Below are 25,369 nucleotides of genomic sequence, written 5' to 3' on the forward strand. Positions count from 1 at the left end.
TTTCCTATTTTTTTCTTTTTTTTAGCAAAAGCTTTACAAAAAATTAAATTTATATAAATGAAAAAAACGCAAATGGTTTGTTTGATTATTTTAGTTGGCGCGTTAAGTAGTTTTGGTTATTTAGCCTATAAATTACAATCACATATTGCTCCTGCCAAACAAGTTGCAATTACTATTTTGAAAGGCGTACGCAATCCAGGGACAAAATTTTTTAACTATGGCGTAAAGTGAGGCAAAATTTTTCAAGAATTCGATATTATTCCTGGTTATGATATTGGAAAATATAACTTGGAAGCAAAGGTCACAATTGATCAGCAAGTCGAACTAAATACGGTTGGGTTTAGAACAAAATTAGAAAAAATTGCAATAAAAAATGCGGAAAAATTAAAAATTAGCCGCGAGATAGTCGCGAAAATCCGCTCATTTTTAAAAAGCAAAAAGAACAAAAAACTGACTTGGAAAGAATTAGAGTGAAATCTAGAAATTGACTCAGAAACTTTAAGAACGCTGCAAGAAAATTTTATTCTTGACTAACGGTTTTTCTTAGCTTAATTTTTTTTATTTTAGTAATTGATAAATTTAGCGTTTTATGAATAATTTTATTGTTTTTTTTAATTTTTTTTCTAATTATACTTTCAGAGTTTAGAAAAATTCTGATATTTCTTTTTTTAGCAGCAATTTTTTTGATAATTTATTGAATAATGCTACCAAAAATTGATAATGAGCAAGTTAGTTTTGAAGCAAAAGTAATTGATAAAGTTAGTTTTGGAAATTTTGTTGACTTTAAAGGAAACAAAGTATTTATTAAAAACACAAATCACGAAATTGGCACTAATTTATGACTTAGTGGCAGATTGACAATAGTACAAAATCAATCCGGATTTGATTTAGTAACATATCTAAAATCCAAAGGTTCGCTTTTAGTTTTAGACAATCCAAAAGTGACTGTCCTTAAAACAAGCGCAAATATATTCGCAAAAATTCGACATTTTTTTCCAATAGAGAGCAAGTATTCAAAACAATTAATACCAATGATTTTTCTAGCAGAAGCCCCGTCAGAAGCAAAAAATTTTAAAAAATCGCTAGTTTATCTTGGAGTTTATCAAATTTTTGTAATTTCTGGTTTTCATATTAACATCTTTAAACAAGCAATTTTTGGAGTTTCTAAAATTTTTAAAATTAAAGCTTACATATATAAGCCAATATTTTTTGCTTTTTTATTATTCCAATTATTTCTTTTTAATTTTGCAATTTCATTTTTACGGGGTTTTGTTTTTTGAGGTCTAATCGAGATTAACAAACTGTTTTTGAATAAAAAATTCAATAAAATTGAATTATTATCAATTACTGGGATAATAATTTTATTAACAAACCCACTAATTTTTTATTCAATTGGTTTTGTGTTAACGTTTACAATGACTTTTGTTATTTTAATCATAAACCAGATAAAATTAACAAAAAAATGGAATAAATGAATAACTCAATTTTTATTTGTTAATTTTTTCAGTGCGATTTTTTCAATGTTTTTAAATTCGCAATATAATTTTATGGCGCCAATAAATATCGCGATATTTACGCCATTTTTTACGTTTTTGTACACAAATTTACTCTTATTTATTTTCAACCCTACAATTATTGAGTGAATTTGTAAAAATTTTATTCAAACTGTAGAATATATAACTGAGTTCCAATTTTTAACTTGAGATATTAAACCTAACTTATTTTTTATAATTTTTTCTTGTATAATTTCGTTAATATGTTTTTTGTCTTTGGAAGCGACAATTACATTGTCCAAAAAAAAATTTCAACTATCACAAAATCCAAAAACACTGAAGTAATTAATTTTTTTAACACTGATTCATATGAATTTATTAAAGAAATTATTACAAAATTTTCTCTTTTTGAAAATGAAAAAACCTTTATTTTTAATGATTTTTTATACTTTTCAACCGAAAGTAAAGCTAACCAGCTTTTAATCTCGAAAATTAAAAATACTAAAAACACAATTATTTTTAAATATATGCTTAACGAAAAAAACACTCTTACCAATATTAAAAATTCAATAATTTATAAATCTTTTTCAACAATTTCCAAAATAATTGAAACTTCAGAAATTAATCAGGAAAATATTGTTGAGTTTATCAAAAATGAGCTTAATGATTTAAAAATTGGTTTAAATCCAAGCCAAATTATAGAACTCGAATCACGATTGCCTTTTAATGGTCTGATAATTCATAGCGAAATTCTAAAATTGCAAACCTTAAATACGCCTATAAATTCTGAACTAATACATAATTTAATCAGTGATTATTCCACTCATTCAACTTGAGGTTTTATTAATTCATTTGTTAGTTTAGATTTGAAAAATACTCTAAGATTTTACAGGCAAAAATTATTAGAAGGGCAAAGTCTAAACTTGTTAATCGGGCAGATAAATGCAAAATTATCGCTTAGTTTTTTTGTTTATTTGAAAAAAAAAGCTGGGCTTAGTGACTTGGAAATTTGCAACAAAATGGGAATTTCCAAGTTACAAATAAACAAAGCAACAGACTTATGCAACAAAATTGGAATTGTTAAACTTGAGAATATGATAATAAAACTTGCAAAATTAGATTCCCAAATTAAAAAATCACTAGTTAATGACAAGTTAGCCTTTGAACTTTATATTCTTGATTTAATTCATTAGTCGGATTGTTGAAAAAAGTTACAAGAAAACGGGAAAACACTTAAATTGGCAAATAAATTTCGCAAGACTAAATTTTAATCCATTGTAATTAATAATCCGCTAAAAAAAAAAAAAAAAAAACCGTGGGGGAAAAATTGTGGGAAAAATAACGGATATAAACTAATTTATAATTTTTAGATTTGATCTCCGATAAAAATTATTCAATAGCTTCTTCTTCTCTAAGAATTGAATTTTTGCGAAATGAAGCCCCACCCATAATGTAAATATTATTTTGTTCGGCATAAAATTTATAATTTTTTTCAATTTTTGCACTTGTTTTTGTATTTTAACGGACTTTCAATGCGGTGAATTTTTAGATTTTTATTATTAATGTAATTTTTATAATTTAGAAAACTTTTATGAATTTGATAGGGTAGATCTGCGCTTGAGATTGTAAGTAATGACAAAAACAAGTTTTAGATCAATCTCGGACTTACTTCAGCTAATTAGATAATCAATGAAATTAATTATCATAAAAGTTTTTCCCGATCCGGTTGGGGATTTAAAATAAATTGCTTCTTTTTGGTCTTCTTTTAGTGAATTACTTGCTTTTTTAAATAATCGAATAATAACTTTTTTGGGCATTTATTAGTTGCATTATTTATTTCTCCTTTTTTTGTGGGCAAAGGGCAAGAAGGGAATTAAGGCGGTTAATTATTAAGGAATTATTAGTACTTTTATAATTAATTTGAAAATCAACTAGCATTTTTTCTAGTTTTTCAATTAATAAATTAATATCATTTTGCTTTTTGAAAACTTTTGTATTAAAATATTTAATCCAAAAAACATCTAAATTTGATCTATAAGGTTGATTTTTCTTGATCCAGTCAAAATTTTGCTCTTTTTTTGTTGAAAAACCGTGATTTATTCGAAAAAGTCTTTCATAAGTTACATTTTGGGCAATTTGATTTTGATTATTAGTTATCAGAGTAAAACTGCGAGTGCCACCATCTTGGGAATTTAGTTCTAAAACTGCCTGACCAGTTGTCCCACTTCCGGCAAAAAAGTCAAGAACTCTTGCATTTTTATTAGGGTGTAAATTAATTAGATATTCTATTAACGCAGTGGGTTTAGGAAAATTGAAAACCTTTTCCGAAGATTCGCTAAATATCTTGTTTAATTCTTTAGTAGCGGACTTATTATTGAATTTTTTACCTAAAATAAATGATTTAACGGTGTAGGATTGATCAAATATTTTTACTTTTATTCTATAATTTTTATCATTTTTATCCCTTGGTTCCACAATAACAAGATCATTAATTTGGTTCATTATTTTCTTCTTACCTCAACGCCAAACTAATTGAATATTTTTGCTATTTTTACGAGGCCAAATTTCAATAAAATCATGTTTTGAATCAGGCTCTTCCACCGTAATATCTCATAATTTATTTTTCTCATTAATTTTCCGCGCGTAAATTGGGAAAAATAAATTAGGACGAGTTTTAGGGTTAAACTCACCATTTGAATTTTCTAAATTATCTCTCAAAATGTATTGAGTGGAGTTGTCTTCTTTTTGTTCTGGGCTATTATCATAAATTCCCTTATTTACATCAGGGTCTTCATTGAAAATCACATTAGATCTCTCGGGATAAACAATAGGCATAAAGTTATTGGCATAATCTTTATCAATTTTATTAAATATGAAATTATTTTTTTTATAGAGCAATAAATATTCATGGCAAAGGGCCAAATTTGTATTTACTTGGCGACCCGATAAATTTGAAATAAATGGAAAATTAGCAACAAAATTTTCTTCCCCGAAAATTTCATCCATTAAAACTTTTAAATAAGCCTGTTCGGCATCATCGATTGAAACAAAAATTATTCCATCATCTTTTAGAAGATCCTTTGCTAGCCTTAGTCGTTCATTCATTAAATTTAGTCAACCATTACGCGAAAATTTATCACGATAGATAAATTTACTTGCTTTTATATCTTCTTTTTCATTAGCAATTGAATTCCCATCATTTTTACTTGCCTCGGTATTATAAGGCGGATCGATATAGATTATATCAAAGCCGCCTCTCTCTCTCTCTCTCTCTCTCGATTACTAATAAATTTTTTAGTCCATCATAATTCTCACCGATAATTAAGGTGTTTTGATTTGAATTATTTTCATTGAATTTAAAACTAAGATTTTCATCTTTTTCTAAAATAGCAACAGTATTTGTATCACTTTCGGGGGCAGAATCAAAGCGAAATCCGGTTTTAATTCGTTGAACGACAAATTGATAGACATATTCAAGTTTATTATCCGGGAATTTTTCAAGAATTTCATAGGCTAATTTTTTTTGGTCTAAATTTAGCTCTTTTGATGAAATTTCATCTAATTTTTGTTTGTAAATTTCTAATAAATTTGGGATTTTTGAATCTGCCATTGAAAATTTCCTTTGTAAATACAATTTTTATTTTAAACATTATAATATATTTTATTAATATATTTGTTTAATTTGAATTTAAAAGTTGAATTTGATAAAGCTAAAAAAAAAAAAAAAAAACTAAATTTTTTTGCTAAATTTTTAAAAAAATGTGTTAAAATTATCCCACATTCACTAATCGGGGGGTTTGCAGAGCGGCCAAATGCGGGTGGCTGTAACCCACTTTCTTCGGATTCGGGGGTTCGAATCCCTCACCCCCCACCATTTTGCCCCATAGCCAAGCGGTAAGGCAACGGTTTTTGGTACCGTCATTCGTTAGTTCGAATCTAACTGGGGCAGCCAAATGTTGATTCGCCAAAAACAAAAAGTTATTATAAAAAATAAGTTTATGAAAAAACCTGAAAAAATAACAGCAAGAACAACCGATTTTGCAAAATGATATATTGATGTTATTGCTCAGGCGGATTTAATGAATTATGGCCCAATCAAGGGGACAATTTATTTTAAACCTTTAGGCTATAAAATTTGAGAAAATATAGTAAGAATTGTTAATTCTTATTTTGTTAGGCAAAAAATTGAAAATGTTTATTTTCCCTTGTTAATTCCCCAAGATTTTATTGAAAAAGAAAAAAAACACATTAAAGGTTTTGCTCCAGAGCTGCTAACAATTACCAAAGTCGGTGATAAGAGTTTAGCAGAAAATATTTATATAAGACCAACAAGCGAGCTTCTTTTTGCAGATTATTTTAAGGCAGAAATTGCAAAAAATAACATTTTGCCAATTAAATTAAACCAGTGAAGTCAAGTTTTACGCTGAGAAAAAACTACTAACCCGTTTTTACGAAACACTGAATTTTTATGACAAGAAGGCCATACAATTCACTCAAGCAAGACCGAGGCTGAGCAATTTGCCAAAAAAATAGCTCGGTTTTACAAGGATTTTTTAGAAAACTACTTATCAATTCCGGTTATTTTAGGTAAAAAAACCAACCGCGAAAAGTTTCCCGGAGCTTTTAATACTTATACAGTTGAATCAATGATGCAAAATAAGCGCGCTTTACAGTCAGCGACTTCGCATTTTTTAGGCCAAAATTTTGCAAAAAATTTCGATATTAAATTTAAAAACAAAAAAAACGAAACCCAAATACCTTTTCAGACATCTTGAGGTATTTCAACACGCTTAATTGGCGCAATTGTAATGGCCCATAGCGATGATAATGGGCTCATTTTACCGCCAAAAATCGCCCCGATTCAAGTTGATATTCTTGAATTTTTTTCCAAGAAAAATCCCGAAGTTAAAATTTTCGCTAAAAAAGTCGCAAAAATTTTAAAGCAAAAAAAAATAAGCTTTCAAATTGATGATTCAAATGAACAGATAGGATTTAAAATCAACAATTCCGAAGTTCACGGCTCACCAGTAAGGATTGAAATTGGCCCTAACGAAGTTAAAAACCAACAAATATGTCTAGTTCGACGTGACACTCGTGAAAAAATTATTTTCAATATTTCTGAGCTAAAAAATAAATGTCCGGAAATTCTTAGAAAAATTCAAATAGACTTACTAGAAAAAGCAAAGAAACGTCTTAGCAACAATACTGTTTTTGTAACTACTTATAAAGAATTAAAACAAGAAATAATAAAGGGAAAATTTGTAATTGTTCCATTTAATGAGTCTGCAAAAAAAGAAGCAGAAATTCAAGAAGAAACCACAGCAACTGCGCGTTGTATTGTTCCAAGAACAACAATTTTTAATTTACCACAAAGTGGAATATCAATTTTTAGTGGTAAAAAAACGACAAGGTTTGTTTTATTTGCCAAATCATATTAAAAATTTACTAAAAAGTGATAAAATCATTATAATATTAACTAAAAAGGAGAAAATATGCCAATTTTTGATATTCATTCAACTGAAGATATAAATCTTAAAATCGAAAAAAACGAAAAGGTTATATTAGTTTTTCATCAACCAGGTTGCGGTGCTTGTGTATTATATGAAAACACTCTTGAAGAAATAAATAAAAAATACGGCGTTGAAGGTCTTGTGATTATTCGTATAAACGTTCGCGAAAATATTTTATATGCGCGTGATAATTTAATTCAAGGAACACCAACAACTTTAATTTATAAAGACCAAAAATTTGCGCGCCGTTTAGATGGTTATATTACTAGCGAAGTCCTTGAATCACATTTAAGAAAATTAGATTTAATAAATTAATTTCGTAAATTTTTTGAAAAATTAAATATAAAAAAATGAGATAAAATTTTTTTACTCTCTCATTTTTTTATATTTTTAGTTTTTGTTTAAAAGCTCTTTGTTTTATAGTATTTTTTTACCTTAGTAATTGTTGGGTGGATTTTTTATAAGTGATTAATGACATTAGAACATAAATTAGAATAAAAACCGTTGATAAACCGGCTCAAGAAAATAACAAAATTAGCATTAGATGATATTTGGAAGCAGCTGGCAGATCATTTCCGACAATTAGCATGTGAATCGATTCCATTGAAGGGAAAATAGTTATAAAACTAAGTCCAAGAACAACAAGTGAAATTAGAATAATATTTAGCACATGATAAAAAAGCGTTAATAAAGTTGAACCTCCAAGCGCTTTTAAAATCCCAATCATTTTTTGTTTTGACTCAGAAATTGTTTTTGCATAGACAAGAATAAAAGCAATTAAAATGATAACGAAAATAATGAAAACAGCAAATGTAACTTTGTTAATAATAGCAATTATTTCTAATGACTGACTCGTTATCACACGGATAAGATTTGATGGTGGTGTGATTTTTAGTTCAAATTTTGCACTTTTTGCTTCTGCATCTAAATCATTGTTTTCATCTGTTGTTCTAAGATAAGCCGCTAATTGGATTGGCTGAAAACGGCTATAAAATTCTTTTGCATCTTTATGATAATATAATTCAGAAATCTGTGATTCGAAAATACCAGTGACAACAAGATTAACTTTCTGATCTAGGGGCGAAATTGTCTGAATGATATCGCCAACTTTTAGTTTATATTTTGCATTTAAATCAATAGCGGTAGTCGAGATCAGAATTTCATCTACTTTTTTGGAAACACTTCCGGTGATTAATTTTAAATTCTCAGGTTGAATTTCTGTGTTTTTTAGTTGGATTTTAAAAGGGATTAGCGGTGAGTCTTTAATGTTTTCATTAGGAATATAAGAGCTAATTTCGCTAAAAAGTTGCTTTTTTTCCTGCTTTTTTTCCAAATTTATATTTTTAATTACAAGATTTTCAAGACTTTGAATTGTATCTGTTGCAATAAAAGAGGGAAAATTAATGAAATTAAAACTATTATTAACTCTAGCAGCTGAACTTTTAATGCCATGATTAATCCCGACAATTTTTAGTGGAATTTTATTTTTAGTATCTTTAATTTCCTTTATTTTGCCGTATGCTAAATAAATTGTTTGGCCAATTGGGTTTTCAATTTTTAGTTTTTCTGCTATTGAATTGGAAAGAATCACTTCATTAATATTTTCAATAAACCGGCCTTCAAAATTAATAATATTATTTTCAATTCGATCCTTGAAAAATTTATTAATTTCAATTTGGTCAGTATAATCAAGGCTAGCTTTTCGATTTTCATAAAAAAAATTCATATCTGTTGTTGATTGCTTTGCAACCACATAACTAACAGATTCAAAATTGCTAATTTGATTAATTTCATCGTGATTAAAAGTTGCTTTTGATTTTTTTTCAATTAAATTTTTATCAAGAGATAGCGTATATTTTTGCTGTCTTGCAACTTTTCCAGTACCAAGATTTAATTGAAAAGCAAAACTAATTGAAAAAACCGCGGCTAAAAAAGCAATTATAATTAAAATCGATAAAGTTAGTTTTTTACTAATATCGGCAATAACAAAAATCGGTGAAATTCGTAGTTTATTTTTTAATTTAGCAATTTTTGAAATTTTTTTTAGTTTAGTAGCTGGTATTTCCGGCAGAATTTCAGTTTTATTTGGCAGAATTTCATTAATTTGTGTTACTGGCTGGCTATTTTTTTGTAAAAAAATAACTTGGTCAGCATATTTTTTTACCATTTCAATATTATGACTGATCACAACAATTGTGTGATTTCTTGACATTTGTTTAATTTTTTCAAAAATAATTAATTCATTTTCTTTATCAAGAGATGCTGTTGGTTCATCAAATAAAATAAATTCTGATCCACGATTTAAAGAACGGAGAATCGAAATTCGTTGTTTTTCGCCACCTGATAAATTTTCCATTTTGGTTTTAAAAATACTATCATCCAAATTTAGAAAATTTGCATTCTTTCTAAATTCTTCTTGCTTGAAATTACGTCCTAAAATATTAGTTCCGATCCGAACATTATCAACAGCAGAAATATTGTCAATTAAGTTAAAATCTTGAAAAACTATATCAACCTTAGGATTTTTTATCTGCTTTTGATTTTCATCAAAAAAGGAAATCTGACCACTATCGGCATGAGTAATTTTCGCGATGATGTGCAAAAGTGTCGTTTTTCCAACTCCAGATTGCCCTGAGATAAATGTCAGTTTATTAGCAGGAATATCAACGCTAATATTGTCAAGGATTATTTTTGAGCCAAGTTTTTTAGTAACATTACGAATTTGAATCATATTTAGTCTCAAAACTTTAAGTTTTTATAATTAAATTTACATTTTAATATAAAAATATCATTTTTATAATTATTTTTAGAGAATAATTAATATTTTTTTTACTTTTTAAGTTTTTGAAAAGTAAAACCAAAATTTTCATCTAAGTCAGTTTCACATTCAAATTCAATTTTAACGGTTTTAAAGAATTCTTTTTTCTTAATTTTGCAATTATTTTTTTTGATTACCTGCAAAATTAAAGGTAAATTTTTGATTTGTATCTCAATTTGGTAGGGAAATCAAATCTTCAAATTATTAATTTTGCTTAGTTTTAAAACTTCTTGCGCTGCTTTTTTATATGAATTTTGCAGCAATCCAAGCCCTAATTTTCCACCATTTATAAATCGAATGATAACAATTAGCGAATTTATTATTTTTTGTGTATGTAAAATGTGGAAAATTTGTTTACCAGCCGAACCTTTTGGTTCATTTCCATCGCTAAATTTGCAATTATATAAACTAAAACAAATACCAAAGACAATATGAGTGGCATTTTTATAATCTTTTTTAATTTTTTCGATCAAAAAATTAAAACTTGCTTCGCTTTTTATAATAAAACTTAAAGAAATAAACCTCGATTTTTTGATTTCAAAACTAAAACTTGCTTCTTGGGTGATTGTTTTTTCCATTTTGATTAATTATTTTAAGTTATTTGCTGTTGTTTTGTTAATAAATTTTGAAAAAATTAAATAAAAAAATAACGGAACCGAAATTGCAAAAAGCGAACCAACAGCTTGAATATTTTGTAAAAAGCCTAAACTTGTTTGCCCTGAGTACTGAAATCATGTCGAAATTGTCTGGTAAGACCGATTTGTAAAAATATAATTAGGTCACAAAAAATCGTTTCATGCCTGAATTGTTGTGAAAATAATTAATAAATAATATGAAATTCTTATTTTTGGGAAAATTATTAATTTAAATTTTGAAAAAATTGAAAGTTTATCAATTTTTGCTAGAAAAATTTGTTTTTTTTTAATTTTTTTTATGCTTTTATAAAGATAAAATAGATTGAAAAAAGAAAAAATTTGGTTACAAACTAGCGAAAAAATCGGAGCGTTTGTAATTAGGTGATTTTCATTCAAAATTTGGGAAAGTGGAATATAAATACTAATTTCCGGAATAAGCGAAATACCCACAAACAAGCTAATAAATACTAATCTAACCCTTTTTGTCGCCATTCAAAGACCAAAACTAGCAAGCGAATATAGAAAAAGCCGCATAAAATTAATTAAAATAATTGTAAAAATCGATGTTTTTAGTCCGACCCAGAAATTTTCATTAAGCGAATTTTTGAAATTATTCCATAAATTAGTGTCTAATTTTAAAGTTAGATTTGGATTATCTTGTAATTCATCGGGCAAACTTGCATTTACAATTAAATAATAAAGCGGAAAAAGAAAAATAAATAACAAAAAAATAAAACAAATAAATAAAAAAAGTTGCAATGAAATACTTCTTAGATTAATTTTTAACACGATTTTTCATCCTTTTTTGTTTTATTTTTTTGTAAATCCTTTTTCAGATTTTTGGCCGTAAAATGATAAAAGACGAAAAAATTGCTAAAAGATATAAAAAACTAATAAAACTAGCGCTTGCTTGCAGCCCTAAATCATCGCGAACATTCAAAATATAAGAAGCAAGCGTGTGACCTTTACTAAGATCAAGGTTTAAATTTCCAGTTATTATATTCGGATATAACATCGTTGCAAAGACAAAGTTTGTATAGGCAATAACAATAAATTGAGCACTAATTTCTTTAAAATAAAGACTAAAAATTCGATCTTTTAAACCAATTTTGTCAGTTTTTAAAATTTTTTTATACTTTGCATTAACACTCGAAATTGCAAAGAAAAAAAGCACAGAATTAAATGGTGTTGCTCGTCAAAGTTGAAAAATTAGATAAAGTCAAATTAAATTAATTTGTTTTTTGCCACCAATAAAAGAAAAATTGAGCCCAAAAATTTTAGCAAAAACATTTTTCTCACCAAAAAGAAAACTAAAAGCAATGCCAATTGCAAAAGCAGAAATGAAAAATTGCGAATAAAGCCCACTAATAAAAAAACTTTGAACAATTTTGTTATTCAGTTTTGTTAGCAAAAGCGCAATTATAAACCCAAATAAAAGCGCAATTGGCGAGCTTAAAAAAAACAAAATTGTGCTATTTTTTAGCGCATTATTGAAATTTGAGCTAGAAAATAAGGTTTTGAAATTTTTAAATCCTATTTGTCAATTTAGATTATTCCCTACTTTAAGCGAATTAAAAAATGCTTGAAAAATTGGGTATACCGAAAAAGCAATAAGAAAAATTAAGAGCGGGCTTATTAATAAAAAAGCCTGAAAATTTTTGCTAGAAAGAAAATTTTTGACAGTATTTTTATTAACACTTAACACGATTTCCCCGTTCATCAAAGGCAAAAATTTTATTTTTATCATATTCAATTTTAACTTTTTGGTCAACAATATTAACTGGAGTCACAATTTCGAGGTCAATATTTTTTTCTATATCATGAATTTGGTAATAAAAACTATCGGCAAGATTCTTTTTGTATAAAATTTTGCCATTGGCTTTGTTTTTAGATTCAACAATTTTAATATATTTTGATCTGATATAAAAATTGTTTTTTCCTTTTTTTTCTAGAAAATTAATTTCCGGAAAGCCAATAAATTTGGCAACAAATAGGGAATTAGGATTTTCAAAAAGTTCTTCTGGCTCTGAAAATTGCATAATTTTGCCTTTATTTAAAAGAGCAATTTTGTCGCTTATTTTTAGCGCATCATTTTGATCATGGGTTACCAAAATGATTGTCATCATGAATTCTTTTTTTATTTTCAGCAATAATTTGATAGTTGCTTCTTTTATTTTTGCATCAAGAGAAGAAAAGGGTTCGTCCATAAAAATTAAATTATCACCTTTTATGATTGATTTTGCAAAAGCAACACGTTGTTGTTGCCCCCCACTAATATTGCTAACTTTTTTGTGGAAAATATTTTCAATTTCAAGAGATTTTAGAATTTTGCGCATTTCTCTTTCAAATAAAGTTTTTCGAAATTTAATATAAAAAAGATAAAATTTTAAATTTTTTATTATAAAAGTATAAAAATTAAATTTTTGGTATATTTTTTGTCAAAAAGTTTTTCCATCTGTTTTAAAAAAATTTTTTATATTTTTAACATAATTTGCCTTTTGTTTCACGAAGTTAAATTGCTCTAGGCTTAAAGACCAGACTTTTTCATTTCATTTTTCCGAATTTTTTGTACTAAGTCAAAGATTTTTTCTTACTGAAATTTCTTCATAGAGATTATTTTTTTGCATTATATAGCCAAAATTTTTAAATTCGGGATTATATCTAATAGCTGACTTTGCGGGTAAAAAATTAGTCAAAAGGTTAAGAAAAGTTGACTTACCAGCTCCAGAAGGCCCTAAAATTGTAATAATTTTGTTTGCAGGAATTTCAAGATTATCAATTTTTAAGAAATTTTTTTTATCATAAGAAAATAATAAATTTTTGATAGTAATTGCAATTTTTTGCCCATTCATAATAAAAATTTACCTTTTTTTAGAATTTCTGTTTTTCTATTTTATAATTAATTCTATTCAAAAAATATTAAAAGAATAATAAAAAAATAATTTTATTTTTCGTATTTTCTAAAAAAAATTTCAGAAAAGTGAAAAAAAGAGAGAATTTACATGAATTTTAAAAAATATTTAAAAATATTTACAATCTTATCTCCAAGTTTTTTTCTTTTAGCTGCAGGATGTGGCGGGAATCCAGAAACTAATATCACAAAAAAAGAGATCAGTCTTAATGAAATTAATCCAAAAACACAAGTTGTTTTAATGACAAGTCAAGGCGCTTTTTGGCCGCTAATTTTTGGTCTTAATGAATATGGGAAAAATATAAAAGGGCTAATCCCTTATTATAATGAAAAGTTTAAAAATGATGCAGATTTTGCTCCAGTTCGCCTTGTATTAAACAATGAATCAAAAGCAAAAACTCAATCACAAATAACTCAAAATATTAAAAATTTACTTGATTCAAACTCAGATCAGATCCCTTCTCTTGTTTTAGGCGATCTTTCAACAGCAAGTGTGTTAAAAGAATATAACCGCCTTTTAGAAATTAAAGATGACAAACTAAACCCAAGTTTGTTTGTTGAAAAGCTTATCAGCGCTTATAATGCCGCTGATTTTGGGAAGAATAAGTTTTATAATATTCCTTTTAATAAAAATGATGTTGATGCACTTGGTTTTAATCTTGATAATCTAAAGATTGTCTTTGATCTAATCGAGCAAGGTGGCGGAAGCGTTGATAAGACAATGGAAATTTATAAAAAAGCGTTAGATTCAGTTAACAAAGGCAATCAAACTCCAGAAAATAGCTTTTTTAAAGCTATTGAAGTAAAAAAAAGCGACGTTTTTAAAGATCTTAATATAAATAAGGAAAGTTTTGAAAATATTGAAACTGCCCTTGAATTTGCCACTAAATTCATCCAGGGCCTTAAGATAAAAAATGGGGCAAAAATTGATGAGAATACTGAAAATGCCACAATTTTTGTTCTTGATTATTCACATAGTATTTTCCAGAAAGATCTTATCTCAAAAACCGGCAAGCATTTTTGAAAACCAGAAGGTAAACAATTAGCTTATTTAATTAATTCTGATAGTAATTTACGTGATGAGTTTAGAAAAACTTATGATAATTTTACCAAAAATAATCAAAAACTAACTTATAAAATTGGCGAAAAAACTAAGGTTTTACAGGCTTTTCAGTTCAAAGATTTTAAAGCCAAAGGCATAGGCGAGTGAGGAAGTCATGATCTTTTACATTATCGCACTGTTTTTGGTTATATTCCCGCAGTTGGAATCAAACAATCAATCGATTCGGCAACAACTCGGTTTTTGTTTGCAAAAAATAAGCCAGAAAACGTAAGAAAATTCGCCACTTTTAATGATATTTTTACAACAAATCAACCTTTAAAAGCAAAAAGTAATTCCCCTTTTTCGGTTTTTTATTCAGGTGGTTCTTCTTTGATTCCGATTAGAACAGGGAATGAAAAAATTGACATGGCAACGGTAAAATTTTTAGTCTGGTTGTATACTGGTCAAAATGATATTGAAGGAAAAATGGTTGATAATGCTGATTATTTAATGGAAAATACTGGTTATTTTATACCAACAAAAGCGGTTATGCAAAAAGAAAAGTTAGCAGCAATTAAAGCTAAATACCAGGAGTATTGTAACAAAATTAGCGAATTTGAAAAGCAAAATAAAAAAAGTTTTGAGCTAATTGGAGCCGAGGCAACAAAAATCGACTGGAATTTATACGAAAAAGCAGCAAATCTTCGTTCAGTAATCATTTCAATAGAGTCAATGTTTAAAGCTTTAAAAGAAAAAAATAATAAATTGGAAATATTAACGGATAATGGCGATTTTAAGGCGGCAAAAATTTCTAATGTGTTACTTGATTCATTTATTGAAGCAACAAGGATTGAAAATCCGCAATTAAAAACTGGGGAAGAGCTCCTTAAATTAATTGACGAGCAAAATTAGAATTTTTTCGCAAAAAATTCTAATTTTCATTTTTTTTGCTAAGAAACTATATTTATTCTTTGCTTTTGATTATTTTAACTATTTTTTAGAATTAAAAAAATAGTTTTAATGTTATAATTTAACTCGTTAACATATGTAAATAATAATATAATAAAAAACGAAAGGAAAATTATACTATAAAAATGGACAAATTTTCAAGAACTGTTTTAGGCGATATTCACCCATCTGAATTAGGCGTTGTTGATTGTCATGATCATTTAATTAAAAATTATGGACCAGAAGCGCATGAACACCCAGATTTTGTGATGCTTTCAAACCAAGCGGCAATTGATGAATCACTTGAATTTGCTGCCCGGGGCGGAAAAACTTTAGTAACAATGGATCCGCCAAATGTTGGCCGCGATGTTTATAGAATGTTAGAAATTGCACAAAAACTTGTTGGAAAAGTTCATATTATTATGGCAACTGGTTTTCACAAAGCGGCTTTTTATGACAAAGGAGCCTCATGACTTGCATTAGCGCCAACAGATGAAATTGTCAAAATGGTGGTTGCAGAAATTAACGAAGGGATGGATGAGTATAATTATTCTGGGCCGGTTGTAAAACGTTCAAAGGCAAAAGCGGGAATTATCAAAGCCGGAACAGGTTATGCAGCCATTGACCGGCTTGAGTTAAAATCTCTTGAAATAGCAGCAAGAGCCTCAATTGAAACTGGTGCGCCAATTTTAGTGCATACACAATTAGGGACAATGGCCTACGAAGCGGCAAAATACTTAATTGATTTTGGTGCAAATCCCCGTAAAATTCAATTATCACATTTGAATAAAAACCCCGATAAATATTATTATGCAAAAATAATTCAGGAACTTGGCGTTAGTTTATGTTTTGATGGTCCTGATCGTGTTAAATATTTTCCTGATTCAACGCTTGCGGAAAATATTAAATATCTTGTCGATCTTGGCTTACAAAAACATATTACCCTTTCGCTTGATGCCGGTCGGGTTTTATACCAAAGAAATTATGGCGCGCTCAAAGGTAAGTTAACTTTTGGATTTGCTTATTTATTTGATAGATTTATTCCGCTTTTGAAAAAAGTTGGTGTTAGTGATGAGGCAATTAACGATATTCTCGTTAACAACCCAGCCGAAATTCTTAGTTTTGACAAACCGCGAAAATTTGATCCTTCAATGCTTCCAGATTATGTTCTTGAACTGAAAAAAAGCTTTAAAATCTAGAAGAATTTTTAAATATTTTTAATTTAGTTAATATAAAAGTTTTTATTCGTTATCAGTTCTTTTTTTACAAAATTTTAGAAAGGAAATAAAATGTTATTTTCTAAGAATAAAAAGTGGCTTTTTGGACTATTTATTTTCTTACTGGTTAACATTTTGATCATTTCAATCACTCTTGGTATTAGAATTGGTCATCATGGTGAGAGTATTTCAACTGCGATTAACTTTTTAGTTCGTGTTGTTTACCTTGATAATTATTTAAGACAAAATCCGCTTTTACTTGGTTCGCTTGTGCTTTTTGGTTATCTTGTCTTAGGCAGAGGAAAATCTGAAGCAATTCTTGGCGCGCTAAAAACTGCAATTGGGGTTTTCCTTTTAACAGTTGGCGCTGGCGGTCTTGTTGGTTTGGCAAAACCAGTTTTTAACGCAATTAGTGGCATAAAAGAAGGTGGTGTTGTGCCATTAGACCCTTATCTAGGTTGGACATCCGCTAATAATTTTCTTGAAAAAGGCTTTGGCGCTGCTAATAACTTTCTTACATTAGTTTCATTTACCTTTATATTTGCTTTCATTGTAAACATTTTAATGGTACTAGCAAAAAGATTCACAAATACAAACTCAATTATGATTACCGGGCATGTAATGCTCCAACAATCATCAATTGTAACTGCCTTATTATATGCAATTTTGTTCCGGCAAGTCCCACTTCTTGATAATGGTGGAATCTCAACTGGTTCACAAGTTGGGCTTGTTTTAATTGCTGGAATATTTTTAGGAATCTATTGGGCAACTGCATCTGTTGCAACATTAAAAATTACTAATTTAGTTACCCAAAATGCTGGTTTTGCTGTTGGCCACCAGCAAATGCTAACACTATTTACAAGCTATAAAATTGGTCGTTTTTTTGGTAATAAAGAACAAAGCGCCGAAAATCGTCGCTTACCACAGTCTTTGAAAATTTTTGAGGACAATATTTTTACCCAAACAATTATAATTCTTGCCTTATTTGCCGTTTTATTTGCAATAATTATCGGGTATTATGGAATTGAAAATGTATTAAATGATAAATTTAATGGCTTTGCTCCTGGGCCTAACGCAAGCGCGACTGCCCAAAAAGCAGCAAAAGAAATTGGCGCCACCTGAAATTCATCTTTTTCAGGGGCAAACTTTGTTTTCCTAATTTTTGGTGGTGTTCTTAAAATTATTGCTACTTTAGTTGCATTAATGACCGGAGTTAGAATGTTTGTAACCGAATTACAACAATCTTTCCACGGAATTTCCGAGAAAATAATTCAAGGCGCTGTTGTTGCTGTTGATATTGCCGCAACTTATGGATTTTCAATTAATGCGGTAACTTACGGCTTTTTAGGGGGGGTTTTTGGTCAGTTTCTTGCGGTTTTTGTCGCGATCGGAATTGCTGCAATACCTGGTAATAGTTCCTCCTTGGTTGCTGTCCCGCTTTTTATTACCCTTTTCTTTAATTCTGGTGCAATGGGAGTTTTTGCAAACGCCTCTGGTGGTTGAAAAGCCTCATTTATTGCTCCTGCAATAATCGGTTTTTTCGAAATTATTATAATTTCTTTTGCGCTTAAATTAGTGCAAGACATTGTCGATGTTGGTATTCCAGTTGGTCAAAACCCAGTTCTAACCGGTTATTTAGGAATGGGCGATTGAAATCTTTTCTTTGGTATAATTTTAATTATCGGACAATTCCACTTTGTTGCTGGTTGAATTGCTATTTTTCTTGCAATTATTGGTCTAATTTTACTAGCGCAAGCGGTTGATTCAACAAATCAACACAAAAAAACCTGATTGCAAAAGTTATTAAAAATTGATGTTGATCTAGTTAAGACCGAAGTTTAAAAACTATTAGGGATTATTAGATATTATTTTTTCTACAAAAAGTTTTGGCTTTTTTAAAACCAAAACTTTTTTATTTAAATTATTCTTTATAAATTTATTTAAATTATTCTTTATAAAAATATGGTATAATTATTTTAAAAAGTTACTTTTATTATTTTATTCTGTTGTTCTATTTTTTAAGTTGATTATTATTTTAAGGAGTTATTATGGCATTAAAAATTGTTGCAGCTTGCGGAAATGGTATGGGAACTTCAATGATAATTAAGTTGAAAGTACAAAAAATTGTTAAGGAATTAGGAATTGATGCCTCCGTTGAAGCGCTTTCAATGGGGCAATCAAAAGGACTAACTAATTCAGTTGATATTATTATTGCATCAAAACATCTTGTTAGCGAATTTAGTCAAAAGCAAAAAGCAAAAATTGTTGGCGTTACTAATTTAATGGACGAAAATGAGATAAGAACTGTATTAAAACCGGTTTTAGCGGAGCTAAGTTAGTTTAAAAACCGGAGTTTTATTTAAAATGACAATTAATTTACTTACAAGTTTAGTTAAAAACAACTCGATTTTGCTGAATCAAAAAGCTTCAACCTGACAAGAAGCTATCGAAATTTCTTGTAAACCATTAATCGCAAAAAAACTGATTAGCCAAACTTATGTTGATGCGATAATAACTTCAACAACTGAAAACGGTCCTTATTATATTTTGGCCCCTTTTTTAGCAATGCCACATGCAGAAGCAGGAAAAGGCGTTTTCCAAGATTGTTTTTCACTAGTTGTTTTTGATAAACCATTTTATTTTGAAGGTGATAGTCGTCCTGTGCAAATTCTTATAACTCTAGGAGCTACAAGTTCAGATATTCATACATCAATTGCACTTCCGCAAATTGTTGCCGCATTTGAAAACACAGCTAATATTGAAAAAATCATTAAAGCAAAAAACAAGGAAGAAATTATTAGCTTACTTGAACAAGTTGATTTTAGTAAATATTTGAAAAGTTAATTTTTTTTAAAAACCTTCAATTTTAGAAGGTTTTTTTTATTAATTTAATTATTTTATATTTTTATTATGTTATAATTATTGTATTCGCACTTTCATTTTCACTTGTGCAATGATTTTAATTGAAGAAATTGGGGTAATTCAACTTTATGGAAAAAAACAATTTTGACTTTAATAACAGAATAAAAAAAAAAAAAAAAAACGCTAATTTTAACTAAAAAGAATATTTTTACACTTAGCATAACTTTTTTGCTTGCAACGGCAATAATTACAGTTCCACTTGTAAGTGTTGCAAATTTAGTAACAAAAAATCCACGACTTCAAGTTCAAAATCAGGCAAAATTAATTTCCGCTGTTAATTTAAAGGATCAATATCTAAGTGCTAATTCAAGTTATTTTGATATAAAAAAACAGCTTTTTAATAATGATAATAGCAAAAAAACTGGTGTTGATTTTAGCCAGTTTTTTGATTTTTATCAAAAAACTGATCCGGAAATACCAATTAATTTTGCAACTGATTATGGCTGAGAACACTATAAAATCGAAATTCTTGATCTTATTCCGCTAGATCAGGAGCAATCTTTTGAAATTTATTACCGTTTATTACAAGAGCTAAAAGATGGAAAAACAGCAATTTCTGATCCTTATAAACAAAAAGTTGCATATAGCCATATTCCTGATTATTCGCTTAGCAATTTTGTAACTTTCGCTAGCCAAAAACTGGAAAAATTACGAGCTTATTCAAGTAAGGAATTTAATTTTTCAACCAAAAAAGGCCTGACAAAATTAATATCAGTTAATGATTTTGAGCAAGAAGTTAATTCAGCCAAAACTAGCATTGAAGCAAGAGCTGTTTTAGATAAATATTTCAATTTAGAGGAAGTTATTCGCGAAATTCTTGATAATGAGAATTTTTCCTATCTAAACGAAATCGGAACACGCATCGGCCGTTACCAGATTGAGTTAACAAAAGACCAAATTTTAAAAGATAACTACCTTGTAAAACAGGCGCAAAAAGGTTTTTATAAATTAACATTTTTTGCTACTTTATCAGCGAGTTTTGCTAAAGAAATTGGCGCTGATTTAAACAAAAGCGCCAAATTTCATTTTGGTGTAAATCTTGATTTTAATAACCTTTTCCTTGATAAGACAATCTTAGATAATATAAAAATAGAAGAATTTTCCGAAACCGATTATTTTACAAGCCCAAAACAAGCTGCAAATTTTTCAACGACAGTAAATGGCTGAGATTTTCTTAATTATTATAATAACCAAATTTTTGCAACCGAAAAAGAAAGGCAAGATTTTTTGCTCTTACTTATTGGAAAAATTGTCAAAACACCAATTTTGGATAAGATAAAATTTAGCAATGAATTAGCAGGTCTAGATTATCCACAACTTTTGAAATATTTAAAATTGGAACTTAAATTAGATACAAATGCAACAAAATTGGCTGTTGTTAATAACAAAATTGTTGCAAAAATTTTTGGTAAAATTCTGCTTCGAAATTTAAAAAATGAAGTTATTGCGGAAAAAAGTTTTTCGCAAATTATCGAAAATTTAGAATTATTAGCCCAAAACGACCCTGAATTTGCAAGCAAAATGAAAAAAACTGTATTTTACTTTGAGCCAAGAGCTGAAGAATGAATTTCTGCTTCAAATCATAAAGGAGTTTCAAAAGAAGAAATTATTCGCCTTTTAGAGTTAAATAAATTCGAAAGACTAAAAAAAGTTCTTGAAAATCCCCGCTATTATGGTTACCGATTTGATGAAAATCGTCTGAAATTACTAGTTGATGATTATAAATTACCTAGTGCTCAAGAGTTTGCAAAAACAACAACAATTCCTGGGAAAATATCTGAAGGAATTGTTAATTTTTTCAATTCAACACTGGAAAATAGCGAACAAATCAACAGGTTTTTAGCTTTGCTTGCAAAAAAAGATATTAATTTTGTCGCTAAATTTTGGTACGATTTTTTAGCCGGTTTAAAACTAATTGATGCAAAGACAAAGTGACCAAGCGATTTAAATTCAAATAATTTTTTCAAAAAATTAGCTGAAATTAAACTCATTGCCCCAACAAAATCAGATGGTAAAAACCAGCAAAATCTAGAAAATAACCCAGATTTTTGACTTTTTTCTTTTAATAACGATTATTTAATTTCAAATGAATATTTAAAAAACAGTTTTTATTTACATTCAATCAATAAAAATGTATTAGAATTAATGAAAACTAATACTGAATTAGGCGCAAAATATTTTGTTGAACAAATAAGGCAGCATGCTAGCCAAATTAAACCAAAAGATTTTCTCACAGAAAAACAAAAAAATAAAATTCAAGATCTTACTAGTTTTTTGCTTGCTTTTTATTCGTTAGTTTATGCAAAAGATCAAGGGCTTTTTACCGAAACATTAGGGGAGAATTTTGGCTATAAAATTCAGTTTAAACTCGATCCTGTGCTTGCAAATGTTTCAACCACTGACCAAAATGAGCAGGTGCTTAAAATAAAATACTGGTATAATATCGGGCCTATTGATCAAAATGGAAACTTAATTTCGATAGTAAACAAAACAAAACAGCAAACTTTAAATCTAAAAGTTAATAAAAATAATAAACTCTTAAGTGAAAATGAGGAAAAATTAGATGAAATTGTAGCAGCTTTTCCTACTTCCGACCAATTTGTTTTCCTGACTAAAAAAGATTATCAAGATTTTCTGAAAAAATTGCAAGCCACACTTGCAAAAGAACCCGATAACAAACCAGTTAAAGTTGATAAAGAAATTATGAACTTACCATTTAGTCGTTTTTTTGCGCTTAATTACGAAAATTATGGTTTTTATGCACTAAAAACAGCCAAAACTACTGACCAATCAGGTAGCAGCGGGGGGAAAAATGACCAAATTCTCGGGGTAATCGAGAATTCACCAGCTGAACTTGGAAATCAGAGTCGATATAATTTATTTTTATATGTATATAACAAAAAACATCCAGAAATTCGTTCAACAATGCCGATTAAAGTTATTATAATCGAAAGTTCAGAGTCGCTTTTTGCTTCAAATTAGAAAAAACTTCCAAAAAGGTGTGAAAATGAAAAAAATAAAATTAAATCATATAATCTTCTCGGTTATTGGAATTAGTGCAATTATCAGTCTTGCAGCAACAATTCCTTATGTTCTTTCTGTACAAGCCGAAAATTACAATTTAGGACTGAAAAACTTTGAAAAAGATTTAAAAAAGGCAAAGAATTTGTCAGGACTAAGCAATTTTAACCGTGAGGAATTCGAAAAATTAGTCACTAATTTAAAGGTAAAACCACAGGTTGCTAAAAAATTAAACGCTCGTGATGCCTTAAATTTACATTATGATAAAACTTATAACTTTGACCTAAATCATGCACTAGATTTTGGCATCTTACATCAAAAATACCCTGATTTATTATTTAAATTGGTTCTTCCGGAGGATAAATCTAAGGTTTTAATAAGGCAAAATGTAATTAAGAATCTTGGGCTTAACGTTTCTAATTTGAATAAAACAATTAATTATACCGTAAAATTAGATTTAGATTTTTCAAAGCAAGAAAAATCTTATAAATTTTCGCCAGAAAATTTCACTGCGACAATTAGCCTTGCAAATTTAGATTTTTTAAAAGAAAAAACCGCAACTGAAATCGCAATCGCTTTTTATAATTCTTTTTATAAAAATCTAACTAAAGTTCAAAGTTCTACAAATGCTTTATATCAAACTTTTGTTGACTATGGTGGGGTTTCTTTTAGTCTAAATTCCGAGCCAGTTTTTAACCTTCCTCCAAATTTTGAAATAAAACCTGAATTATTAGGACAAAAATTAGTTTTTAGCCAAATAAATGACGCCAGAAATGAAATAATTTTAAATTTGATTTTATATGATAAAACAAATCAAAAGGAACAGAGTTTTTCTTTAAAATTTGTAGACTTGCCAAACACAAATCAGCACTATGCCAAAAAGTTTTTAGAAATTTTTCAAAAAAACTACGAACTTAATAGCAAAATTTCAAAATATTTAGCTAAAAATAATGAAAATCTTGCTAGTTTATTCTCAAATAAGGCAAATTCAGGTCTTAATTTGTCCCAATTTAGTGACTGATTTAAGGAAAAAAGTCAGAACAGCAATAATTTTACAACTGAGATTAGCAAAATAATCCCAAATTTTGAGCCTAAAAAAGTTATTTTTGCTCTAGGCGGTGTTGAGAATACAAACGAAAACTCCAATTTGCTTACTATTAATTTAAAAATCGATGGCAAGCTTCAAAAATTCGAACAAATTCCTGCGGGGCTAAATTTAGGGCAGGATAACCAGTATGTTTATAATTTTATGTTTAAATTTGATGCTACTAAAGCAATTTATTCAGGATATTTCCGTAATGCTCTTGAAAATTTTGACGCAAATACAGCAGAAAACCTTGATAATTTAAATTTCAAAATTAAAAATGGTTTACCTGTTACAATTTTTGCTTCAACTATTGATGATAAAATACGACATATTTTAAATAAACCTCTAGAACTAAAAAATATTACAAAACAAGTTGCGCCGCTTTTAGAATTTCTAAATTTCTCTGCAAGCAAAACAGAAAATTTAACACCAAAACCTATCAAGGTTTCTACAACTTTATTCGAGCAAGCAAAAAATGCGCAATCCCCTAGCACAACAAGTGTTTTAAAAACGGAAAAATCACAAAATGCCGGTGATTATTTAAAAAACCTTTTTGCGAATTTAGAAAAAACAAAATTCCCAGCAAATACTGTATTATATCTATCAACATTTTACAAAGATAAATACACTTTAAAATTAGAACTAAAAACTAACGGGATAACAAAGGAAACTTTAGAAATTCCAATTGATAATGTCGCAGAAAACAATCTAGCTTATGAAACGCTTGCAGAAAAGGCAAAAATGCACCTATTCCTGGATTGAAAAACAAATATTATCACAAAAACTGAGCTTGCAAAAAACGGAAAACCCGTACTTGAATCAATTAGCGCACTTAACAATCCTAACTTTAAATTTAAGGTAAATCCCGAACCTTCGGAAAAATCGGGTCAAAAAGTTTATTTTGATAGTGAAGAAAAAGGAATTTATCTTGCAGAAGGTGGAATTTCGCTTGAAAAAACTAATGCAAATAATAATCAACCAGCCATAAGTCTTAAATTAGAAAAAGGTAGAACACTGTTTTATGCATTTAAACCAACTAATTTATCGCGAAAACCGCTTTTGCAATATTTTCTATTGCAAGCCGATAAGGCTGGTAATAAATTCGCCTTAATAATTGAACCTGAATTATTTTTAACCGGCTTTAACAAAATTGGCGTGGATTTTAAGAAAAAGCAAAACGGAAACGGACAAAGTACTAACCTTGTCTTAAGTTGAAAAGCCGATGTGGGAATTAAAAAAACATTTAATGGTAGCTACCAAACAGGGTTTCTTTTTGACAACAAATGAGAAAACTTATGAGTAAAACCTAAAAACCCCGTCGATAAATCTCATGATTTTCTTAACAACCCTGAAGCAACGATAATTCTGGCCGCAAGTGTTAGTGAAGAATCAGATAAAAAACAGTATCTTAATTTAAAATTTTTCTCAAGTGAATATGAAAACGGTTTAAAACCTAAATTCCAATGGCGCAAAGAAATCGAATCCTCAACTTCCTGAGATTTAGCGGAAAATCTTATTTTAGGGACAACAAAATCACAAAATCAAGAATCTATCGATAAAGAAAAAAATGATGTAAACCGCAAGCCAGTCGGGATTACCTTCAAAGGTTTTGCCTTATTTGATCGTCCCGAATCAGACGCTGAATATAACAAAATTTTCGAAAGTTTTCGCAAAGAGTATATAGGAAAAAATTAAATTATTTAATAAAAGTTAATTTATGTATTAAAAAAAGTTAGCGATATTTATGCTAACTTTTTTTAATACC

Annotated in this window: 20 protein-coding genes and 2 tRNA genes; 14 read left to right on the forward strand and 8 right to left on the reverse strand. The window is 28.5% G+C overall.

The features are described from left to right. Positions 1 to 57: 57 nt before the first annotated feature. From MYF_RS01310 to holA, 3 genes are all read left to right on the forward strand, one after another. Entirely contained in the window at positions 58 to 534 is a 477-nt protein-coding gene (locus MYF_RS01310) for an MAG0490 family ComEA-like DNA-binding protein (RefSeq protein ID WP_039387569.1), read from the forward strand. A 167-nt stretch (positions 535 to 701) separates the two neighbouring features. Further along, the gene (locus MYF_RS01315) at positions 702 to 1,838 is read left to right on the forward strand and encodes a ComEC/Rec2 family competence protein (RefSeq protein WP_231237867.1); all 1,137 of its coding nucleotides are present in this window, start codon (positions 702 to 704) and stop codon (positions 1,836 to 1,838) included. After that, positions 1,757 to 2,686: a DNA polymerase III subunit delta gene (holA, locus tag MYF_RS01320; RefSeq protein ID WP_039387574.1), complete on the forward strand. Its 930-nt coding sequence runs from the start codon at positions 1,757 to 1,759 to the stop codon at positions 2,684 to 2,686. The genes MYF_RS01315 and holA overlap by 82 nt, the downstream gene beginning before the upstream one ends. 396 nt (positions 2,687 to 3,082) lie before the next feature. Here holA and MYF_RS03430 read toward each other — a convergent pair whose 3' ends face one another. From MYF_RS03430 to MYF_RS03370, 3 genes are read right to left on the reverse strand one after another with little or no spacing between them, the layout of a single operon-like run. Then, entirely contained in the window at positions 3,083 to 3,310 is a 228-nt protein-coding gene (locus MYF_RS03430) for a DEAD/DEAH box helicase family protein (protein ID WP_002557696.1), read from the reverse strand. Between the two features lie 16 nt (positions 3,311 to 3,326). Continuing rightward, complete coding sequence (locus tag MYF_RS01330; protein ID WP_318023896.1) at positions 3,327 to 4,736, reverse strand: site-specific DNA-methyltransferase; 1,410 nt, start codon at positions 4,734 to 4,736, stop codon at positions 3,327 to 3,329. Further along, positions 4,711 to 5,103, reverse strand: a complete 393-nt coding sequence (locus MYF_RS03370; protein WP_052234585.1) for a hypothetical protein — start codon at positions 5,101 to 5,103, stop codon at positions 4,711 to 4,713. The genes MYF_RS01330 and MYF_RS03370 overlap by 26 nt, the downstream gene beginning before the upstream one ends. 180 nt (positions 5,104 to 5,283) lie before the next feature. On the opposite strand from MYF_RS03370, the gene MYF_RS01340 reads away from it, so the two are divergent. From MYF_RS01340 to MYF_RS01355, 4 genes are all read left to right on the forward strand, one after another. Continuing rightward, a tRNA-Tyr gene (locus tag MYF_RS01340) sits at positions 5,284 to 5,367 on the forward strand. Positions 5,368 to 5,370: 3 nt separating this feature from the next. After that, positions 5,371 to 5,445: transfer RNA gene (locus MYF_RS01345), tRNA-Gln, on the forward strand. A gap of 46 nt (positions 5,446 to 5,491) precedes the next feature. Beyond that, positions 5,492 to 6,931, forward strand: coding sequence for a proline--tRNA ligase (gene proS, locus MYF_RS01350; RefSeq protein WP_039387763.1), 1,440 nt, complete (start codon positions 5,492 to 5,494; stop codon positions 6,929 to 6,931). A 54-nt stretch (positions 6,932 to 6,985) separates the two neighbouring features. After that, complete coding sequence (locus MYF_RS01355; RefSeq protein ID WP_002557461.1) at positions 6,986 to 7,318, forward strand: thioredoxin family protein; 333 nt, start codon at positions 6,986 to 6,988, stop codon at positions 7,316 to 7,318. 115 nt (positions 7,319 to 7,433) lie between these two features. Here the strand turns inward: MYF_RS01355 and MYF_RS01360 are convergent, their stop codons facing one another. The 5 genes from MYF_RS01360 to MYF_RS01380 form a co-directional block, all read right to left on the reverse strand. Then, positions 7,434 to 9,734, reverse strand: a complete 2,301-nt coding sequence (locus MYF_RS01360; protein WP_039387578.1) for an ATP-binding cassette domain-containing protein — start codon at positions 9,732 to 9,734, stop codon at positions 7,434 to 7,436. 98 nt (positions 9,735 to 9,832) lie between these two features. Then, entirely contained in the window at positions 9,833 to 10,399 is a 567-nt protein-coding gene (locus MYF_RS01365; protein WP_002557458.1) for a YigZ family protein, read from the reverse strand. 9 nt (positions 10,400 to 10,408) lie between these two features. Next, positions 10,409 to 11,245, reverse strand: a complete 837-nt coding sequence (locus MYF_RS01370; protein ID WP_236681783.1) for an ABC transporter permease family protein — start codon at positions 11,243 to 11,245, stop codon at positions 10,409 to 10,411. Beyond that, a complete protein-coding gene (locus MYF_RS01375; RefSeq protein WP_236681784.1) occupies positions 11,232 to 12,161 on the reverse strand; it encodes a carbohydrate ABC transporter permease in 930 nt (309 codons plus the stop codon). The genes MYF_RS01370 and MYF_RS01375 overlap by 14 nt, the downstream gene beginning before the upstream one ends. Then, on the reverse strand, positions 12,148 to 13,308 hold the full coding sequence (locus MYF_RS01380; RefSeq protein WP_002557455.1) for an ATP-binding cassette domain-containing protein: 1,161 nt from the start codon (positions 13,306 to 13,308) through the stop codon (positions 12,148 to 12,150). The genes MYF_RS01375 and MYF_RS01380 overlap by 14 nt, the downstream gene beginning before the upstream one ends. A gap of 150 nt (positions 13,309 to 13,458) precedes the next feature. On the opposite strand from MYF_RS01380, the gene MYF_RS01385 reads away from it, so the two are divergent. From MYF_RS01385 to MYF_RS01420, 7 genes are all read left to right on the forward strand, one after another. Further along, positions 13,459 to 15,321 (forward strand): P68 family surface lipoprotein, encoded by a 1,863-nt coding sequence (locus MYF_RS01385; protein WP_002557454.1) that lies wholly within the window; start codon positions 13,459 to 13,461, stop codon positions 15,319 to 15,321. Positions 15,322 to 15,503: 182 nt separating this feature from the next. After that, positions 15,504 to 16,556, forward strand: coding sequence for a phospho-furanose lactonase (locus MYF_RS01390; protein ID WP_002557453.1), 1,053 nt, complete (start codon positions 15,504 to 15,506; stop codon positions 16,554 to 16,556). 90 nt (positions 16,557 to 16,646) lie between these two features. Next, complete coding sequence (locus MYF_RS01395; protein WP_002557452.1) at positions 16,647 to 18,416, forward strand: PTS ascorbate transporter subunit IIC; 1,770 nt, start codon at positions 16,647 to 16,649, stop codon at positions 18,414 to 18,416. A gap of 206 nt (positions 18,417 to 18,622) precedes the next feature. Continuing rightward, the gene (locus MYF_RS01400; protein WP_002557451.1) at positions 18,623 to 18,913 is read left to right on the forward strand and encodes a PTS sugar transporter subunit IIB; all 291 of its coding nucleotides are present in this window, start codon (positions 18,623 to 18,625) and stop codon (positions 18,911 to 18,913) included. 25 nt (positions 18,914 to 18,938) lie between these two features. Continuing rightward, on the forward strand, positions 18,939 to 19,418 hold the full coding sequence (locus MYF_RS01405; protein ID WP_002557450.1) for a PTS sugar transporter subunit IIA: 480 nt from the start codon (positions 18,939 to 18,941) through the stop codon (positions 19,416 to 19,418). Positions 19,419 to 19,664: 246 nt separating this feature from the next. Beyond that, positions 19,665 to 22,478, forward strand: a complete 2,814-nt coding sequence (locus tag MYF_RS01415) for a P97 family adhesin (protein ID WP_002557449.1) — start codon at positions 19,665 to 19,667, stop codon at positions 22,476 to 22,478. A gap of 25 nt (positions 22,479 to 22,503) precedes the next feature. After that, entirely contained in the window at positions 22,504 to 25,299 is a 2,796-nt protein-coding gene (locus MYF_RS01420) for a P110/LppT family adhesin N-terminal domain (protein ID WP_002557448.1), read from the forward strand. The last annotated feature ends 70 nt before the right edge of the window (positions 25,300 to 25,369 follow it).

The organism is Mesomycoplasma flocculare ATCC 27399, assembly GCF_000815065.1.
Lineage (GTDB): Bacteria > Bacillota_I > Bacilli_A > Mycoplasmatales > Metamycoplasmataceae > Mesomycoplasma > Mesomycoplasma flocculare.